At 36.0% G+C, this 19,391-nt stretch carries 16 protein-coding genes; all 16 read left to right on the top strand.

Annotation, left to right across the window (positions count from 1 at the left end; translation table 11 throughout):
* Nucleotides 1-17: 17 nt before the first annotated feature.
* Nucleotides 18-1,979 carry a peptide ABC transporter substrate-binding protein gene (locus KIH88_RS01595; RefSeq protein WP_213988363.1) on the top strand — a complete coding sequence of 654 codons (1,962 nt, stop codon included), beginning with the start codon at nt 18-20 and terminating at the stop codon, nt 1,977-1,979.
* A gap of 191 nt (nt 1,980-2,170) precedes the next feature.
* Entirely contained in the window at nt 2,171-3,616 is a 1,446-nt protein-coding gene (gene cpsA / locus KIH88_RS01600) for an LCP family glycopolymer transferase CpsA (protein WP_213988362.1), read from the top strand.
* A 1-nt stretch (nt 3,617) separates the two neighbouring features.
* Nucleotides 3,618-4,349: a capsular polysaccharide biosynthesis protein Cps4B gene (cps4B, locus tag KIH88_RS01605; RefSeq protein WP_000565337.1), complete on the top strand. Its 732-nt coding sequence runs from the start codon at nt 3,618-3,620 to the stop codon at nt 4,347-4,349.
* 8 nt (nt 4,350-4,357) lie between these two features.
* Nucleotides 4,358-5,050 (top strand): capsular polysaccharide biosynthesis protein CpsC, encoded by a 693-nt coding sequence (gene cpsC / locus KIH88_RS01610; protein WP_000664132.1) that lies wholly within the window; start codon nt 4,358-4,360, stop codon nt 5,048-5,050.
* Nucleotides 5,051-5,059: 9 nt separating this feature from the next.
* Nucleotides 5,060-5,743: a tyrosine-protein kinase gene (locus KIH88_RS01615; RefSeq protein WP_001142501.1), complete on the top strand. Its 684-nt coding sequence runs from the start codon at nt 5,060-5,062 to the stop codon at nt 5,741-5,743.
* A 22-nt stretch (nt 5,744-5,765) separates the two neighbouring features.
* Nucleotides 5,766-7,133, top strand: coding sequence for a sugar transferase (locus KIH88_RS01620; protein WP_142357876.1), 1,368 nt, complete (start codon nt 5,766-5,768; stop codon nt 7,131-7,133).
* A gap of 4 nt (nt 7,134-7,137) precedes the next feature.
* Nucleotides 7,138-7,923 carry a LicD family protein gene (locus tag KIH88_RS01625; RefSeq protein ID WP_213988361.1) on the top strand — a complete coding sequence of 262 codons (786 nt, stop codon included), beginning with the start codon at nt 7,138-7,140 and terminating at the stop codon, nt 7,921-7,923.
* A gap of 19 nt (nt 7,924-7,942) precedes the next feature.
* Nucleotides 7,943-8,665 (top strand): WecB/TagA/CpsF family glycosyltransferase, encoded by a 723-nt coding sequence (locus KIH88_RS01630; protein WP_213988408.1) that lies wholly within the window; start codon nt 7,943-7,945, stop codon nt 8,663-8,665.
* Nucleotides 8,640-9,725: a glycosyltransferase family 4 protein gene (locus KIH88_RS01635; protein ID WP_001243383.1), complete on the top strand. Its 1,086-nt coding sequence runs from the start codon at nt 8,640-8,642 to the stop codon at nt 9,723-9,725. Before KIH88_RS01630 ends, KIH88_RS01635 begins: the two co-directional genes overlap by 26 nt.
* The gene (gene wecB, locus KIH88_RS01640; protein WP_000757460.1) at nt 9,722-10,816 is read left to right on the top strand and encodes a non-hydrolyzing UDP-N-acetylglucosamine 2-epimerase; all 1,095 of its coding nucleotides are present in this window, start codon (nt 9,722-9,724) and stop codon (nt 10,814-10,816) included. Before KIH88_RS01635 ends, wecB begins: the two co-directional genes overlap by 4 nt.
* Entirely contained in the window at nt 10,816-11,781 is a 966-nt protein-coding gene (locus tag KIH88_RS01645) for a glycosyltransferase family 2 protein (RefSeq protein ID WP_213988360.1), read from the top strand. Before wecB ends, KIH88_RS01645 begins: the two co-directional genes overlap by 1 nt.
* Before the next feature lie 6 nt (nt 11,782-11,787).
* Nucleotides 11,788-13,203 (top strand): flippase, encoded by a 1,416-nt coding sequence (locus KIH88_RS01650; protein WP_213988359.1) that lies wholly within the window; start codon nt 11,788-11,790, stop codon nt 13,201-13,203.
* A gap of 179 nt (nt 13,204-13,382) precedes the next feature.
* Nucleotides 13,383-14,531, top strand: coding sequence for a polysaccharide polymerase (locus KIH88_RS01655; RefSeq protein ID WP_213988358.1), 1,149 nt, complete (start codon nt 13,383-13,385; stop codon nt 14,529-14,531).
* Between the two features lie 133 nt (nt 14,532-14,664).
* The gene (gene glf / locus KIH88_RS01660; protein WP_213988357.1) at nt 14,665-15,762 is read left to right on the top strand and encodes a UDP-galactopyranose mutase; all 1,098 of its coding nucleotides are present in this window, start codon (nt 14,665-14,667) and stop codon (nt 15,760-15,762) included.
* Between the two features lie 24 nt (nt 15,763-15,786).
* Entirely contained in the window at nt 15,787-16,839 is a 1,053-nt protein-coding gene (locus KIH88_RS01665) for a galactofuranosyltransferase (RefSeq protein WP_213988356.1), read from the top strand.
* Nucleotides 16,840-17,146: 307 nt separating this feature from the next.
* A complete protein-coding gene (locus KIH88_RS01670) occupies nt 17,147-19,129 on the top strand; it encodes a peptide ABC transporter substrate-binding protein (RefSeq protein WP_213988355.1) in 1,983 nt (660 codons plus the stop codon).
* Nucleotides 19,130-19,391 lie beyond the last annotated feature (262 nt).

The raw sequence follows: 19,391 nt of genomic DNA on the forward strand, positions 1-19,391 counted from the left end.
ACATAAAGGAGTGAATGATGATCAAAATGAAAAAAAGACTAATCGGGACAGCTCTTGTCTTAGCGACAGGGATTTTGATCTCTGCATGTGGACAGTCCAACACAGGTACTAGCACTTATTCATCAACATTTAGTGCGAATCCAACAACTTTCAACTATCTTCTAGATTACTATGCGGATAACACTGCCGTTATTACCAATCTCGTAGATGGTTTGCTAGAAAATGACAGCTATGGGAACCTCATACCTGCTCTTGCGGAGGATTGGTCTGTTTCAGCTGATGGTTTGACCTATACCTACAAGCTTAGAAAAGATGCCAAGTGGTATACGGCTGATGGTGAGGAATATGCTTCAGTCAAGGCTCAGGATTTTGTCACTGGGATCAAATATGCCGCGGACAACAAGGGACAAGCCATGGATCTAATCCAAAATTCAATCAAGGGATTGAATGACTATGTGACGGGTGTGACCAATGACTTTTCAACTGTTGGTGTCAAAGCCTTGGATAATTACACAGTCGAGTATACTTTGACTCGACCAGAACCGTATTGGAATTCAAAGACAACCAATAGTATTCTTTTCCCAGTCAACGAAGAGTTCTTGAAATCAAAGGATAAAGATTTTGGTACCTTGACACCAGACAGTATCCTTTATAATGGTCCATATCTGTTAAAAGATTTCACATCAAAATCTTCGATTGAATATGTGAAGAATCCACACTATTATGACCATGATAAAGTAACCATTGAAAAAGTTAAGTTAGCCTACTTTGATGGGTCAGATCAGGAGATGACCATTCGAAACTTTGAAAATGGCGCCTACTCGATTGCGGGAGTCTATCCAAATAGTTCGAACTATGCCAAGACAAAAGAAAAATACCAAGACAATATCGTTTATAGCTTACAAGACAAGACATCTTGGTACTTTAACTTTAACGTCAACCGTAAGACCTATAATCATACTGCTAAAACAACGGACGAACAAAAGAAATCAACTCAAATAGCTATTTTAAATAAAAACTTCCGTCAGGCTATCAACTTTGGTATTGATCGAACAGCCTACTCTGCTCAATCTAACGGTGAAGAAGCAGCAAGCAAGACCCTTCGTAATACTCTAGTTCCACCAACATTTGTCCAGGTGGGAGATAAGACCTTTGGAGAAGTGACAGCTTCTAAGCTTGTGAACTACGGGACTGAGTGGTCAGGCATCAATTTGGTAGACGCTCAAGATGCCTACTTCAACAAGGAAAAGGCCCAAGCAAAATTTGCAGAAGCTAAAAAGGAATTGGAAGCCCAAGGCGTGGCTTTCCCAATCCATTTGGATGTCCCTGTTGATCAGACGAATAAAAATGCGGTTTCTGGTATGAACTCGATTAAACAAACCCTTGAAACAGTACTAGGTTCTGACAATATCGTCATTGATGTTCAACAGCTTTCTACGGATGACTTTGGAAATGTTGCCTTCCTAGCACCAAATCCAGCAGCTCGTGACTACGACCTAAACTTTGATGGTTGGGTTGGTGATTACCAGGATCCATCAACTTATCTAGACCCCTTCAATGCTGAAACTGGCTTCTATCTCAAAATTTTTGGTCTTGATGCCAAGGAAGACCAAGAGCTCATTAAGAGTCTAGGGTTAGATACCTATACACAACTCCTGAAAGAAGCAGATGCCGAGAACAAAGATGTCGCTAAGCGTTATGAAAAATACGCTGAAGCTCAAGCTTGGATGATTGACAATTCTCTAGTCATGTCTGCTATGTCAAATGGTGGTACAGCCTCTGTAACTAAAGTAACTCCGTTTACACGTGCCTACTCCCTAGTAGGTATCAAGGGTGACGGAAATAATTACAAGTACATGAGATTGCAAAAAGACCCTGTTACCAAGAAACAATTTGATGAAGCCAAGGCTAAGTGGGAAGCAGAAAGTAAAAAGGCTATCGAAAAGAGCCAGAAAGAGTTTGAAAATCATATCAAATAAAAACAGAAATGGGGCCCCATAATAAGGGGCCTTGTTTTTGTTTTATCAAGGATTCCGTTAATAGAAGTCATAAATTCAAAATATAGCTAAGAAAAAATGAATGAAAACGCTGATATTAGCAGGAATGGATGGAATTTCTTTCATGATTGTGATATAATAATTATAATTATTAACGTGTATAGGGGATTACCATGAGTAGACGTTCAAAGAGAAATCGTTCAGGAAATGTGAAGCGAAGTATTAACATAGCCTTATTAGCCATTTATTTATTATTGAGTGGCTCTTTGTTGTTCTTAATTTTTAGACATAATATCCTAGCCTTTAGGCATCTCAATATCTTAGCTACTGTTCTAGTTTTACTATCTGCTATCGTAGCTCTACTTTTGATAGTATATAAGAAAGCTGAAAAGTTCACGATTTTCTTTTTGGTACTTGCGGTGTTGACTAGTTCGGTTTCGCTATTTGCTCTGCACCAATTTGTGGGCTTGACTAATCACATCAATGCGACATCAAACTACTCAGAGTATTCGATGAGTGTTGTGGTTTTAAAAGATAGTGAAATTAACAACGTTACCCAGTTGGATAGTGTGACAGGTCCGACTGAAACGGATAATGACAATATCCAAAAATTGATAGCGGATATTAAGACGACTCAGAGCAAAGACTTGGCGGTTGAACAAAGTGCATCTTACCTAGCAGCCTATAAGAGCTTGATTTCAGGTGATGCGAAAGCGATTGTCTTGAACAGCGTCTTTGAAAATATCATTGAAGCAGAGTATCCAGATTATGCTTCGAAGATTAAGAAAATCTATACGAAAAAACTAACCAAGGATGTTGCGGCACCAAAGGTATCTAAAAATCAATCCTTTAATATTTATATCAGTGGTATTGATACTTACGGACCCATCAGTTCAGTTTCACGTTCAGACGTCAACATCTTGATGACTGTAAATCGAGATACTAAGAAAATCCTTCTCACCACAACACCTCGAGATTCTTATGTTCCGATCGCGGACGGAGGAAATAATCAAAAGGATAAATTGACTCACGCGGGGATTTATGGGGTGGACTCATCGATTCATACCTTGGAAAACCTATATGGAGTTGATATTAACTACTATGTTCGTTTGAATTTCACCTCTTTCTTGAAATTGATTGACCTTCTAGGTGGTGTGGATGTTTATAATGACCAAGATTTCACTTCTTTGCATGGGCAGTACCATTTTCCTGTCGGGAATGTCCATCTAGACTCTGAAAAAGCCCTTGGTTTTGTCCGCGAACGCTACTCTCTAGCGGATGGAGACCGCGACCGCGGTCGGAACCAGCAAAAAGTCATTGTCGCCATCATTCAGAAGTTAACATCAACGGATGCTTTAAAGAATTATGACAACATTATTCAAGGATTGCAAGATTCTCTTCAAACCAATATGCCTTTGGAAACCATGATGGACTTGGTTAATACACAGTTGGATAGTGGCGGTCAGTATAAGGTCAATTCCCAAGACTTAAAAGGAACTGGTAGAACGGATCTTCCATCCTACGCTATGCCAGATAGCAACCTCTATATGATGGAAATTGATGAAAGTAGCTTGGCTACAGCCAAGGCAGCTATCAAAGATGTGATGGAGGGCAAGTAGCATGATAGACATCCATTCACACATTGTTTTTGATGTGGATGATGGTCCAAAGTCGATAGAGGAGAGTAAAAACCTTTTAAGAGAAGCCTATAGTCAAGGGGTCAGGACCATTGTTTCCACCTCTCATCGTCGGAAAGGGATGTTTGAGACACCAGAAGAGAAAATAGCAACTAACTTTTTGAAAGTTCGCGAAATGGCCAAGGAGGTGGCAGATGATCTTGTCATCGCCTATGGCGCAGAAATATACTATACGCCAGATGTTGTCGAAAAATTGGAAAAGAAATTGATTCCAACCCTCAATGATAGTCACTATGCTTTGATTGAGTTTAGCATGAATACACCCTATCGAGATATACATAAAGGACTGAGCGATATTCTCATGTTAGGGATTACACCAGTTGTTGCCCATATTGAGCGTTATGATGCTCTAGAAAATAATGAAAAGCGAGTTCAGGAACTGATTGATATGGGGTGCTATACCCAGGTCAATAGTTCTCATGTCTTGAAACCAAAACTCTTTGGAGAAACCTACAAATTCATGAAAAAGAGAGCTCAGTATTTCTTGGAACGTGATCTAGTTCACGTCATCGCTAGTGATATGCATAACTTGGATCGCAGACCACCTCATATGGAAGAAGCCTATGATATCATTGCTAAAAAGTATGGCGAAGATAAGGCGAAGGAACTTTTCAAAGATAACCCACGAAAAATAATAATGGATCAATTAATTTAGGAGAAACAATGAAAGAACAAAATATGATGGAAATTGATGTATTTCAATTGCTTAAAATTCTTTGGAAACGGAAAGTTCTAATTGCACTGGTAGCAATCGTAACTGGGGTAGTAGCCTTTGCCTATAGTAGCTTTATCGTGAAACCTGAATATACCAGTACGACACGTATCTATGTAGTTAATCGTAATCAGGGAGATAAGCCTGGATTGACAAACCAAGATTTGCAAGCAGGATCTTACTTGGTTAAAGACTATCGCGAAATTATTCTATCACAAGATGTTTTGGAGAAGGTCGCAACGGATTTGAAACTGGATCTTCCTTCAAAAGGTTTGGCTAGTAAAATCAAGGTGACCGTACCGGCTGATACACGTATCGTATCGATCTCTGTTACAGATCGTGCGCCTGAAGAAGCAAGTCGTATCGCCAACTCATTGAGAGAGGTTGCAGCTCAAAAGATTATAAGTGTTACACGGGTTTCGGATGTGACGACACTCGAAGAGGCTCGCCCAGCAACCTCACCATCTTCACCAAACATTCGTCGTAATACCATGATTGGATTTCTCGCTGGAGCGGTTGTGATGATTGTCGCGGTTCTCCTTATTGAACTCTTAGATACACGCGTTAAACGACCAGAAGACGTTGAAGATGTTATGCAAATTGCATTATTGGGAGTTGTTCCAAATTTGGATAAATTGAAATAGGAGAGAAAAATGCCAACGTTAGAAATTGCACAAAAAAAATTAGATTTGGCAAGAAAAGCAGAGGAGTATTACAATGCGCTTCGTACCAATATACAATTGAGTGGAAATAACTTAAAAGTTATTTCAATTACATCAGTAAAACCAGGGGAAGGGAAGTCAACTACTTCTACCAATATTGCTTGGGCCTTTGCGCGTGCTGGATATAAGACGCTTTTAATTGATGCCGATATCCGTAATTCTGTCATGTCAGGTGTTTTTAAATCACGTGAAAAGATTACGGGATTAACAGAATTCTTATCAGGGACAACAGATTTATCACAAGGGTTATGTGATACGAATGTTGAAAACTTGTTTGTCATTCAAGCTGGTTCCGTTTCTCCAAATCCAACAGCTTTGTTGCAAAGTGAGAATTTTAAGACTATGCTTGATACTTTGCGAAAGTACTTCGATTATATCATTGTGGACACTGCTCCTATCGGGGTTGTGATTGATGCGGCTATCATCACTCAGAAATGTGATGCTTCGATTTTGGTGACTGCAGCTGGTGAAACAAATCGACGTGATATCCAAAAAGCCAAAGAACAATTGGAACAAACAAGTAAACCATTCTTAGGGATTGTATTAAATAAATTGAATACCTCGGTTGAAAAATATGGATCATATGGAGCTTATGGCTCTTACGGGAAAAAATAAGAGATAGCTTAGGGAAGATATTATGGAAGAAAAAGGATTGAAGATTACTTTGGCGGTAATCCAGAGTTTTCTTGTCATTATATTAGCTTATTTACTTAGTTTTGTAAGAGAAACAGAGATTGTGAACACCTCTGTTATCATCTTGTTCATTCTGCATTTTGTTGTTTTTAGCATTAGTGATTATGAGCGCGATTTTTTTAAAAGGGGTTATTTGGCTGAGTTTATCAGCACTACAAAATATATCGTTTTCTTTGCTTTAGCTATCAGTATTTCAAACTTCTTTTTAGAAGATCGTTTTAGTATCTCTAGACGAGGCATGATTTATTTTTTGACAATACATTCTATTTTGTTGTATTTGTTGAATCTGTGCATTAAACGCTATAGGAGACGTATCTTTCCAAATTTCAAGGGGAGTAAAAAGATATTCTTGATAACAGCTACTTCCAGAGTTGAGAAAGTTGTAGATAGACTGATAGAGTCGGGAGATATTTTTTGGGAATTGGTGGCGGTCAGTGTTTTGGATCAGCCTAATTTTCAGCATGCATCCGTAACCGTTGTACCTGCAGAGAACATCTTAGACTTTGCTACCCATGAAGTTGTTGATGAAGTTTTTATCAATTTACCAAGTGAAAAGTACGACATCGGGGAGTTCATCTCTCTTTTTGAAACAATGGGAATTGACGTGACAGTCAACCTGAATGCTTTCAATAACTATCTAGGTAGCGATAAAAAGATTCGCGGAATGGCAGGCTTGAATGTCATTACGTTTTCTACAAAATTTTATAAGACAAGCCATGTCATTGCTAAACGCTTCATTGATATCATAGGTTCAATTATCGGACTACTTATTTGTGGATTGGTGAGTATTGTTTTGGTTCCGGTGATTCGAAAAGATGGCGGACCCGCTATTTTTTCTCAAACTCGTATCGGAAAAAATGGTCGACATTTCACTTTTTATAAATTTAGATCTATGTGCGTGGATGCTGAGAAAAAGAAACAAGAGCTCCTTGCACAAAATACCATGCAAGGTGGTATGTTTAAAGTCGATGATGATCCTCGTATAACAAAGATAGGGAGATTTATCCGTAAGACCAGTCTAGATGAGCTCCCTCAGTTTTGGAATGTTTTAATGGGAGATATGAGTTTGGTTGGAACACGTCCCCCAACAGTTGATGAGTATGAAAAATATACTCCTGAACAGAAACGTCGTCTTAGTTTTAAGCCAGGAATTACTGGCCTATGGCAGGTGAGTGGACGTAGTAAAATCACGGACTTTGATGATGTTGTCAAGCTGGACGTTGCCTACATTGATGATTGGACCATCTGGAAAGATATTGAAATATTGTTAAAGACCGTCAAAGTGGTATTTATGAGAGAAGGGGCGAAGTAAAATTATGAATAAAGTGAGGGAAATTCAACTAGGAGAATTATCTTTATTGAAAAGTTTTATTGCTATTTGTAGTAAGCATGATTTAAGATATTATGCTTTGGGAGGAACATTACTAGGAGCAATTCGTCATAAAGGATTTATTCCTTGGGATGATGATATGGATTTAGGGATGCCTCGAAAAGATTATGAAAAATTTTTGTCTATTTGTAACAAGGAACTTCCAGAACATGTTGTTTTGAGACTTCATGATGATAATTTAGGTAATACCTCTATTATGGATACATCCTTACAAATTCCATTTGGAGATGAACTATGTAGTCCATTCATAGATATTTTTCCCTTGGATGGATATCCAGATGATAGTTTTCGCTATTTTATTCATACAAACAAAATTAAATTCTATCGTGCACTTTCTAAAATTTCTGTAATCGATCGTCTTCATGACAGAGATCGGGGAAGTTTTGAAAATGCAATTGTGAGTATATCAAAAGTTTTGCAATTAAATAAACTTTTGAAAACATCCACCATTAACAACAAATTACAAAATCTAATTAAACAGTATGATTTTGAAACTAGTTCAATCGTTGGTAATGTATTAGGTTCCTACAGAGAACGTGAACTTGCTAGAAAAGAAGTATTTGGTGAACCACAATTACTAGAGTTTGAGAACTTAGAAATAAGTTGCCATGCTAACCCAGATGAATATTTAACAAAAATATATGGTGATTACATGAAGTTACCAAAAGAAGCAGAACGTAAGGGCCATTTTGAGTTTACATGGGGAAATTAATTTGAATAGTTTTGATTTAATGGGGGTCAGGATTGACCCCTTAACAATGGATGAAACAGTACAGGCAGTTGAGAATTTTGTCATTGAACAACGTCCTCTTCATTTAATGGGCGTAAACGCTGATAAGATTAACCAATGCCAGTCAGATGAAGTCATTAAAAAGATAGTTAACGATTCTGAAATCATCAATGCAGATGGTGCATCGGTAGTTCTTGCTTCTCGCTTTTTGGGCTACCAGGTTCCAGAACGAGTTGCTGGAATTGACTTGATGCAAAGATTACTTAAATTAGCCAATGAGAAATCTTATTCAGTGTATTTCTTTGGCGCTAAAGAAGAAGTTTTGCAAGATATGTTACAAAATTTCAAAGAAGAGTATCCAAATCTACGAGTTGTGGGACATCGTAATGGTTATTTTTCTGAGGAAGATGAGCAAGATATTCAGGGAGATATTCGTGAAAAGAATCCTGACTTTGTATTTGTTGGAATTACCTCTCCGAAAAAAGAATACATCATTCAAAAATTTATGGGCAATGAAGTGAATTCCATTTTTATGGGGGTAGGTGGTAGCTTTGATGTATTGTCTGGTCACATTCAGCGTGCTCCACTTTGGATGCAGAAATCAAACTTGGAATGGTTGTTCCGAGTTGCTAACGAACCAAAGCGTCTCTTTAAACGATACTTTGTAGGGAATGTTACCTTTATTAAGCGAGTTTTAGATGAGAAACGAAAAACGAAAAAATAATATTTTACATATTTCACGAACAATGGATATTGGTGGTGCTGAGAGAATTGTGTACCAGTTGAGTTCTGATTTGAAAGATGAGTTTGATAGTGTACATGTTGCTTCTACAGGAGGTCTATGGGAACGAGAATTAGAGACTCGAGGAATTATCCATCATAAAATTCAGGATATAGACAGCAAAAATCCTCTCACAGTGTTAAAGTTGATTCTTAGTATTTATCAAATTATCAAGACAAATGAGATTACTCTAGTTCATACGCATCATCGAATGGCAGCTTTTTATATTCGGTTATTAAAACTGATTAATCCGAAGCTAGTCCACGTTTACACTGCTCATAATGTCTTTCAAGATAAGTTGTCTTTATATAGATTTTCACTGAAAAATGCTTATAGTATTGCAGTTGGTCAAGCAGTAAATAAAAATTTGAAAGATGATGTGGGAGTTACAGACAGTAAGGTTATCTATAACGGAGTAATCTTGAAACAGTCAAATAGACAAGTTGATGAGATTATGGAGTTTGATGGAATCAAGTTAGGCTGTATTGCAAGATTATCTGAACAAAAAGGTTTGACCTATCTCATTGATGCTATCTCATTGATTGTAGATGACAAACTTCATTTATTTATCGTTGGAGATGGAGAGCTTAGAGCTGAACTCGAAAATAAGGCGAAAGAACTCAATCTAGAAGATAAAATAACTTTTTTAGGCTATAGACAGGATATAGTCGAGTGCATTAATAGTTTTGATTTTTGCGTCTTACCTTCAGTATTTGAGGGTTTTGGCTTAGTGGCAATTGAGGCATTTATGGCCGGAAAAACAATGGTTGCTACAGATATTCCAGGATTAAATGAAGTTGTTACAAAAGAAAATGGGGTCCTGGTTCCAGCGAAAGATGCTAAGGCCTTAGCTGCTGCTATTGAGAGTTTGGCAACTGACTCAATTCTTAGAACAAGGTTAGCTCTTCAAGCTAAAAAAGATTATGAAGAGAAGTTTAGCTATCCTTTGTTTTTAGAGAATTACCGTAAATTTTATCAAGAACTAATGGGAGATTCAAAATGAAAAAAGTAATGTTAGTTTTTGGAACGCGTCCAGAAGCAATAAAAATGTGTCCTTTAGTTAATGAGTTGAAGAAAAATGATTCAATTAAAACACTTGTATGTGTGACTGGTCAACATAAAGAAATGTTAGAGCAAGTTTTAGATGTCTTTAAAGTTGTTCCTGATTACGATTTAGGAATTATGAGGGCCAATCAAACACTATTTACAATCACGACAAGTATTTTAGATAAAATTCAGGCAGTTTTAGAGCAGGAAAAACCAGACATTGTTCTTGTTCACGGAGATACTACAACCACTTTTGCGACAGCTTTAGCAGCATTTTACATGGGGATTAAAGTTGGGCATGTAGAGGCAGGATTGAGAACTTATAATCTACAAAGTCCATTTCCTGAAGAATTCAATCGTCAGACTACTTCAATTATTGCGGATTTCAATTTTGCTCCGACAGAAGTGGCTAAAGAGAATCTTCTAAAAGAAGGAAGAGAGAATATCTATGTTACGGGAAATACTGTCATCGATGCCTTGAAGACGACAGTTCAAGAACATTATGATCATCCTATTTTAGAGTGGGCTAAGGACAGTAAACTAATCATGCTAACAGCTCATCGACGTGAAAATCTTGGCCAACCTATGGAAAATATGTTTAATGCAGTTAACCGTATCCTAAATGAGTTTGAAGATGTTAAAGTCGTATATCCTATTCATAAGAATCCTAAGGTTCGTGAACTAGCAAGTAAAGTGTTTGGCAACAATGAACGTATGAAAATCATTGAACCTTTAGAAGTCATTGATTTTCATAATTTTATGAATCAAAGCTACATGATTTTAACCGATTCGGGTGGTGTACAAGAAGAAGCACCTTCTTTAGGTAAACCAGTATTGGTAATGCGTGATACAACAGAACGCCCAGAGGGAATTGCTGCAGGAACCTTGAAATTAGTAGGAACAGAAGAAGATAATATTTATACTAATTTCAAACTTCTTCTAGAAGATGAAACAGAGTACAGCAAGATGAGTAAAGCAAGTAATCCATATGGAGATGGAAAAGCTTGTGAGCGTATTGTTGATATCATTTTGGAAGGATTATCATAATGGATCAGGTTTCTATTGTTGTACCAGTGTACAATGTCGAGAACTGTTTGAGTTATTGTGTAGAAAGTCTAAGACAACAAACATATAAAAATATCGAAATTATTCTGGTAGATGATGGTTCAACGGATAGTTCTGGAGAAATTTGTGACCAATATGCTCGAGAAGATGACAGAATAAAAGTTCTGCACATTGAAAATGGGGGATTGTCTAATGCTCGCAATACTGGGGTCAAAGAATCTTCAACAGATTGGATAGTTTTCATTGATTCAGACGATTATTATGACCATAGAGCTATTGAATATTTGGTAGAACTCAGAGACAAGTATGAAGTTGATCTTGTAGCTACTCCCGTGATTGAAGTTAGAAACTATACAAATAGTAATTTCCTAGGAGACTTCAGAGATAAATATTCTGAAAAATTAAATCGTCGAACAGCTTTAAAAGAAATGTTTTATGGAAATTATGTTGGGACACATTCAGGTGGTAAACTATATAAGAAAGAAATCTTATTACGGTTTCCATATCCGAGTGGAATGTTGTATGAAGATTTAGCTCTTGCTTATGAGCATATTGCTTCCTGTAAAAATATTGCTGTTAGTGACCTAAACCTTTATAAATACTATCGCAGACCAGGTAGTATTGTAAATTCTAAGTATAGTGATCGTCTTTTAGATTTTTACAAGGCAATGGAATGGAATAGAAGTTATGTTGAACGAGACTATTCAGGTGATAGGGATATGAGAACGGCCATGAATGTTCGCTATGTTTTTAATGGTCTGCATATTGTACATGCTATGCTTAGTTCAGGTATGTATGCTGAAGTCAATAAAATCAGAAAAGAATATATTCAATATTTCAAAGATGTTATTCCGAATCCAAATGTCACAAGGAAAAATAAATTGAAATATATATTGTTTCTAGTATCTGTAAAATTGTATAAAAAAGTCAGAGGGAAAATAGGTTAGATAGTCATGAAAGTTTTGAAAAACTATGCTTACAATCTCTCTTATCAATTATTGGTAATTATTCTTCCAATTGTCACAACACCGTATGTTACTAGGGTTTTTAACTCCAACGATTTAGGAACTTATGGATATTTCAATTCAATTGTTACCTACTTTATTCTCTTAGCAACTCTAGGAGTTGCTAATTATGGGACAAAAGAAATTTCAAGTCATCGGAAGGATATTCGAAAAAACTTCTGGGGTATCTATACCTTACAGTTTGGTGCAACATGCTTATCAATTTTATTATATATAATTTTGTGCTTTGCATTTCCATTTATGCAGAATCCAGTAGCGTATATTTTAGGTTTAAGTTTATTATCTAAGGGAATGGATATTTCTTGGCTTTTTCAGGGTTTGGAGGACTTTCGTAAGATAACAGTTAGAAATATTACTGTTAAACTGGTGGGAGTTGTTTCAATATTTTTATTTGTCAAATCTCCAGGTGATTTATATCTATATGTTTCCTTATTGACGGTATTTGAATTATTGGGCCAGTTAAGTATGTGGTTTCCAGCTCGCGAATTTATTGACAAGCCTCACTTGGATTTATGTTATGCAAAGCAACATCTTAAACCGGTAATTTTATTGTTTCTGCCTCAAATAGCAATTTCTTTGTATGTTACTTTAGATAGAACAATGCTCGGTGCTTTAGCATCAACTACTGATGTTGGTATTTATGATCAAGCTTTAAAATTGGTAAATATATTACTTACTTTGGTAACTTCTCTTGGAAGTGTCATGCTTCCACGTGTTTCAAACCTTTTATCAAAGGGAAATAATGAAGCCGTGAATCGAATGCATCAGATATCTTTTTTAATCTACAATTTGGTAATTTTTCCAATTATTGCAGGCATGCTAATTATTAATAATGATTTTGTAAAATTTTTCTTGGGCAATGATTTCCAAGATGCTAGGTATGCAATAGCAATTATGATTTTTAGAATGTTCTTTATTGGGTGGACGAATATTATGGGAATTCAAATTTTGATACCTCATAATAAAAATAAAGAATTTATGATTTCAACTACGGTTCCAGCGATTATTAGTGTGGGATTAAATCTAATTTTACTACCTAAATTTGGCTATATTGGTGCATCAGTTGTATCGGTACTAACGGAAGCCTTAGTATGGCTCCTTCAATTGTATTTTACAAGAGGATATCTTAGAGAAGTACCAATTTTTGCTTCAATGTTTAAAATACTTTCAGCGTCTATTCTTATGTATTTGGCACTTTCATTGTTAAAGACAGGTATGAATTTTGTACCGCTGGTTAATATTGTTATATGTGCGGTTGTAGGGGGAATACTTTATGTTCTGCAAATTTTATTATTTAGAGTAGTTAGTCTAAAAGAGCTAAAAGAGCAATTATTCAATAAATAGAATGGTAAGAATATCACTATAAATTAATTAAATTTTTTTATAGATGAGAATTTGTTTTAGATAATATTGTAAAGGGTTAAAAGTTTAGGAAAGTGAGGAAGGGAGATTATAGATGAGCTAAAGTTCCTATGATTTAAAATAATCATTTTAGTTCATTCTATATTATTCTTTATCAAAAAATGAAAAAAATAACTATTGAAAACCTACTTGTTAACATTGTTGTAGCAGTAGTGGTATTTTTTAATGCTATATCTACAACAATGTTGGATAGGACTTTTTTTCAAGTCAAAGCAAATTATCTGTTTGTAGTTGTATTGCTTTTAGGACTTCGATTTTTGTATAAAATGAGGATTTCTTACAAATATCTGGTATTATCTATCTTACTTCTCTTAACAGGAATTGTAGTATATTTACAAACTGGTAGGCTTAATTTTTTTGTCTATTCGACATTACTAGTTTTTTTAGTTAATGTTGATATGAAAGTAATTTTGAAAAATTATATTTTTGTCTCTAGTATAGTATTGATAGTTGTATTTATATTATCACTTTTAGGAATAGTACCAAATTTACAATATAATCGAGGGGGAGTGATTCGAAATTCCTTTGGCTTTATTTATCCGACCGATTTTGCTTCTCACTGTTTCTATCTATTTATAGCTTATTCCTATCTATTAAAGGATAGATTGATTTGGACAAGAACAATAGTGGGGATTCTACTAGCTGGCTTTGTCATTAAATATTGTGACGCACGCTTAAATGCATTGTCTATTTTATTAGCAACGGTTATCTTTATATATTTTTATGTTGTTGGAGAAAAGAAACTTCGTATTTATGCAATACTGCCATATTCAGTACTGATTTTCTCATCATTAATGATGTATTTATCTTATACGTTTTCTTGGGGCTCACCTTTTCTGGTTTCAATTAATAAATTAATTACGGGTAGGTTGGCGTTAGGAAGAAATGCATTTACTTCCTTTAGTGTAAATTTATTTGGTACCAAAGAAGTTTTGTTTATCGGTTCAGGTGGAAAGACGGAAGCTGTAATGGGATATAACTATGTAGATTCCTCTTATGTCCAGATGCTGTTTACATATGGTATTGTTCCCGTAGTGCTATTAATTATAATTTATATCATTTCAGCAAAAGAGCAGTCTAAAAAAGGTCAATATTTATATGTAGCAATTCTATCTATAATTGCTCTAAACTGCATGATTGAAGCATTCTGGTTTGTGCCCTCGTACAATATTTTTATGTTTATGTTGTTTTCAAAAAATACTTTTGATAGGATTAAATTAAATGATAGTTTTTCGCAAATTAACACTTAAGTTTTTTAATTAGTAGAGAGATTGTTTTAAATGATATAATATTTTTGATCTGTCAATTTTGGTAGTCTAATATCACCTCATTTAATTTAGTTATTAAAAAAGGAACTTTATTGTTTGATAATGGAGATTTAATATGTATGATTATCTAATCGTTGGTGCTGGTTTGTCGGGAGCAATTTTTGCTTATGAAGCAACTAAGCGTGGAAAAAAAGTAAAAGTGATTGATAAGCGTGATCACATTGGTGGGAATATCTACTGTGAGAACGTTGAAGGTATCAACATTCACAAGTACGGTGCACATATCTTCCATACTTCAAACAAAAAAGTCTGGGATTATGTTAATCAATTTGCTGAATTTAACAACTACATCAATTCGCCTGTAGCTAATTACAAGGGTAGCCTTTATAATCTACCTTTCAATATGAATACTTTTTATGCTATGTGGGGGACAAAAACTCCTCAAGAAGTGAAAGATAAGATAGCTGAACAAACGGCTCATATGAAAGATGTTGAGCCTAAAAACTTGGAAGAACAAGCTATTAAGTTGATTGGTCCGGATATCTATGAAAAGTTGATTAAAGGATACACCGAAAAACAATGGGGACGTTCTGCTACTGATCTTCCACCATTTATCATTAAACGCTTGCCAGTTCGTCTAACCTTTGATAATAATTATTTTAATGACCGTTATCAAGGAATTCCAATTGGGGGTTACAACGTTATTATCGAGAATATGCTGAAGGGTGTAGAAGTGGAACTTGGCGTTGACTTTTTTGCCAATCGCCAAGAATTAGAAGCTTCAGCTGAAAAAGTTGTCTTTACAGGAATGATTGACCAATACTTTGATTATAAACATGGTGAGTTAGAATACCGTAGTCTTCGTTTTGAACATGAAGTTCTAGATGAGGAAAATTATCAAGGAAATGCAGTTGTAAACTATACAGAACGTGAAATTCCTTATACTCGCATCATTGAACACAAGCACTTCGAATACGGAACGCAACCAAAGACAGTTATTACGCGTGAATATCCTGCTGATTGGAAACGTGGTGATGAACCCTATTATCCAATCAATGATGAGAGAAACAATGCTATATTTGCTAAATATCAAGAAGAAGCGGTACAGAATGATAAGGTGATTTTCTGTGGACGTTTAGCAGATTATAAATACTACGATATGCATGTGGTAATCGAACGTGCCCTGAATGTGGTAGAGGAAGAGTTTAAATAAGATAATAAAGGATAAAATTAATCGATGAAATATTATCTAAAAGAAGAATTTCTGAAGGATTCTGGTGCACGAAATGCGGGGAACAAGGCACGAAATGATGTCGAAGAAATAGTAGTTCGCGAGGGCTATAGCCCTTTGCTATTGATGGTAGATGATTGGTATCAAATGGGGACTATTAGAGCCCAACGACACAAGGCTCAAGCTCTATCTAAAGCTTTGTCTAAGTTAAAGAAAGGAGATCAGCTACTTATTCAATTTCCTATGCTTCATCATAGTTTCTTTACGACCCATTTAGTAAAAAGAATGCAACGTAAGGGAGTAAAGGTTCACTTTATTATCCATGATTTAGAAGTTTTGCGCTATGCTAATTTGGATACAGTGCCCTGGAAGCATAAAATCCGAGTTCATCTTCAAGAATCTAGTCTTTTGAAACAAGCTGATGGTCTTATTGCTCATAATCCAATTATGAAATCAGTGCTAGTGGACAAGGGAATTTCTGAGAAAAAAATAGTTAGTTTAGGTATTTTTGACTATCTTATCCCGAATTATCAGGATAAAGAAAATCTATCGAAGGAAGGGGCTATTATTGTAGCTGGAAATTTGGCCCAAGAAAAAGCAGGTTACTTATATGAGTTGCCTGCAAGACCGGCATATAACCTCTATGGTGTTGGTTTTGATGAGGCTAGAAAGCTATCCAATGAAACTTATTTTGGTTCATTTCTTCCAGATGAACTACCGTCAGCATTGGAAGGAAGCTTTGGTTTGGTTTGGGATGGTGATAGTTCTAAAACTTGTAGCGGAGTATTTGGTGAGTATTTGAGATACAATAATTCCCACAAGGCCTCCCTTTATTTGGCTTCTGGTTTTCCTATTATTGTTTGGAGGCAATCAGCCTTGGCTAATTTCGTTTTAGAAAAGGAGTGTGGAATTAGTGTTGAGAGCTTGCTTGATTTAGAAAAGGAACTAGAACATTTGTCTGAAGAAGAGTATCAGAATTTGGTAAATAAGGCTAAGTCTGTAGGTCAAAAGATTCGAGAGGGTGCTTACCTCTTTTCTGCATTAAAAAAGTTAAAATGATTGATTGAAATATTATTTTAAGTTATGTATTTCATAGATATTGAAACAAAAGTCAATAACTATGCTTAGAGCAGTTTAAAACTGATTAAATAGATGGGAAGGAGAATCGTTAGATTCTCTCTCTTCTTAAAGTAGTTGTTTTTTAATTGAATTATTGGAATACTTTGTTAAAAAATTAGTGTATTGTATAAATTATTTTAAGATAATTTTTCAGAAAATGCTAAAATCATTCAAAAATTCTGAAAATTCTGTTGACAACTTTCTGAAAAGAGTCTATAATGGGATGTAAATTTTAAAGGAGAAAATGATGAAAAGTTCAAAATTACTTGCCCTTGCGGGTGTGACATTATTGGCAGCTGGTACTCTGGCTGCGTGCTCTGGATCAGGTTCAAGTGCTAAAGGTGAGAAGACATTCTCATACATTTATGAAACGGATCCTGATAACCTAAACTATTTGACAACTGGTAAGGCAGCTACATCAAATATTACGAGCAACGTTATCGATGGCTTGCTTGAAAATGACCGCTATGGTAACTTTGTACCATCTATGGCTGAGGATTGGTCTGTATCTAAGGACGGCTTGACTTACACGTATACCCTTCGTAAGGATGCAAAATGGTATACCTCTGAAGGTGAGGAATACGCAGAAGTCAAAGCTCAAGACTTCGTAACAGGACTTAAATATGCTGCTGATAAAAAATCTGATGGTCTTTATTTAGTTCAAGAATCAATCAAAGGATTGGACGCCTATGTTAAAGGAGAAATTACAGACTTCTCTCAAGTAGGAATCAAGGCCCTTGATGATTATACAGTTCAGTACACATTGAACAAGCCAGAAAGCTTCTGGAATTCTAAGACAACGATGGGAGTTTTGGCCCCAGTAAATGAAGAGTTCTTGAACTCCAAAGGGGATGACTTCGCTAAGGGAACTGACTCAAGCAGTATTCTCTACAATGGTCCATTCTTACTCAAATCAATTGTTGCTAAATCTTCTGTCGAATTTGCGAAAAATCCTAACTACTGGGATAAGGACAATGTCCATATCGATAAGGTTAAATTATCCTTCTGGGATGGACAAGATACCAACAAACCAACTGAAGCTTTCAAAGACGGTAGCTTTACAATGGCTCGTCTCTTCCCAACAAGCGCTAGCTACACAGAGACTGAAAAGGCATTTAAAGACAATATTGTTTATACACAACAAGATTCTACTACTTATTTAGTCGGTACGAATATTGATCGTCAGTCTTATAAGTACACTTCTAAGACAACGGATGAAGAAAAAACATCAACCAAGAAAGCTCTTCTAAACAAGGACTTCCGTCAAGCTCTTGCTTTTGGTTTCGATAGAACGGCTTATGCTTCTCAAGTGAATGGTGCAAGCGGGGCAACTAAACTGCTTCGTAACTTGTTTGTTCCTCCTACATTTGTACAGGCAGATGGAAAGAACTTTGGCGAAATGGTCAAAGACAAATTGGTGACTTATGGTGACGAGTGGAGCAACGTGAACTTGGATGATGCTCAAGATGGACTCTACAACCCAGATAAGGCTAAAGCAGAGTTTGCTAAAGCTAAGACAGCTCTTCAAGCGGAAGGTGTGAAATTCCCAATCCACTTGGACATGCCTGTAGACCAAACCAATACAACAAAAGTTCAACGTGTCCAATCTTTTAAACAGTCAGTTGAAGAAAACTTAGGATCAGATAATGTGGTTGTCGATATCCAACAACTTCAAAAAGATGATGTTCAAAACATTACCTACTTCGCTGAAACTGCGGCTGGAGAAGACTGGGATATCTCAGATAACGTGGGTTGGTCTCCAGACTTTGCAGACCCTTCTACCTACCTTGATATTATCAAACCATCTGTAGGGGAAAATACAAAGACTTACCTAGGATTTGACTCTGGAACAAACAACACTGCTGCCAAGCAAGTTGGTTTGGAAGACTACGAAAAAATGGTTATGGAAGCTGGGGAAGAAACTACTGACGTTTCAAAACGTTATGAAAAATATGCTGCTGCCCAAGCTTGGTTGACCGACAGTGCCTTGCTCATCCCAACAACTTCTCAAACTGGTCGTCCAATGTTGTCTAAGATGGTACCATTTACACTTCCGTTTGCATACTCTGGTAACAAGGGTACGAGCGAAGCCCTCTTGTATAAATACCTAGATGTACAAGATAAGGCGGTAACAACAGAAGAGTACCAAAAAGCTCAAGAAAACTGGTTGAAAGAAAAAGAAGAGTCTAATAAGAAGGCTCAAGAAGACCTCGCAAACCATGTGAAATAATTTTACAGGATAGGAGAAAGGATTTAGTATTCCCCTTGGGTGCTAAGTCCTTCTTATATCTTTAAAGCGAGCTTTTAAATTTAGGACATCTTGAGAAATTTTTGCGAATTTTCCTTTTTCCTATTGCTTTCTTAGATATTATTTGTTATATTAAAAGCATAATTATTTTTTTATTTATGACAGTTAAGCACGGTACTTTCAGAGAAAGGAGTATTTTTTAAAAAAGAAATGTAAACGCTTACTGTAAAGTGAAAGGATTAAG

Origin of the sequence: Streptococcus oralis (assembly GCF_018448765.2) — a bacterium.
Classification (GTDB): Bacteria; Bacillota; Bacilli; order Lactobacillales; family Streptococcaceae; genus Streptococcus; species Streptococcus oralis_BM.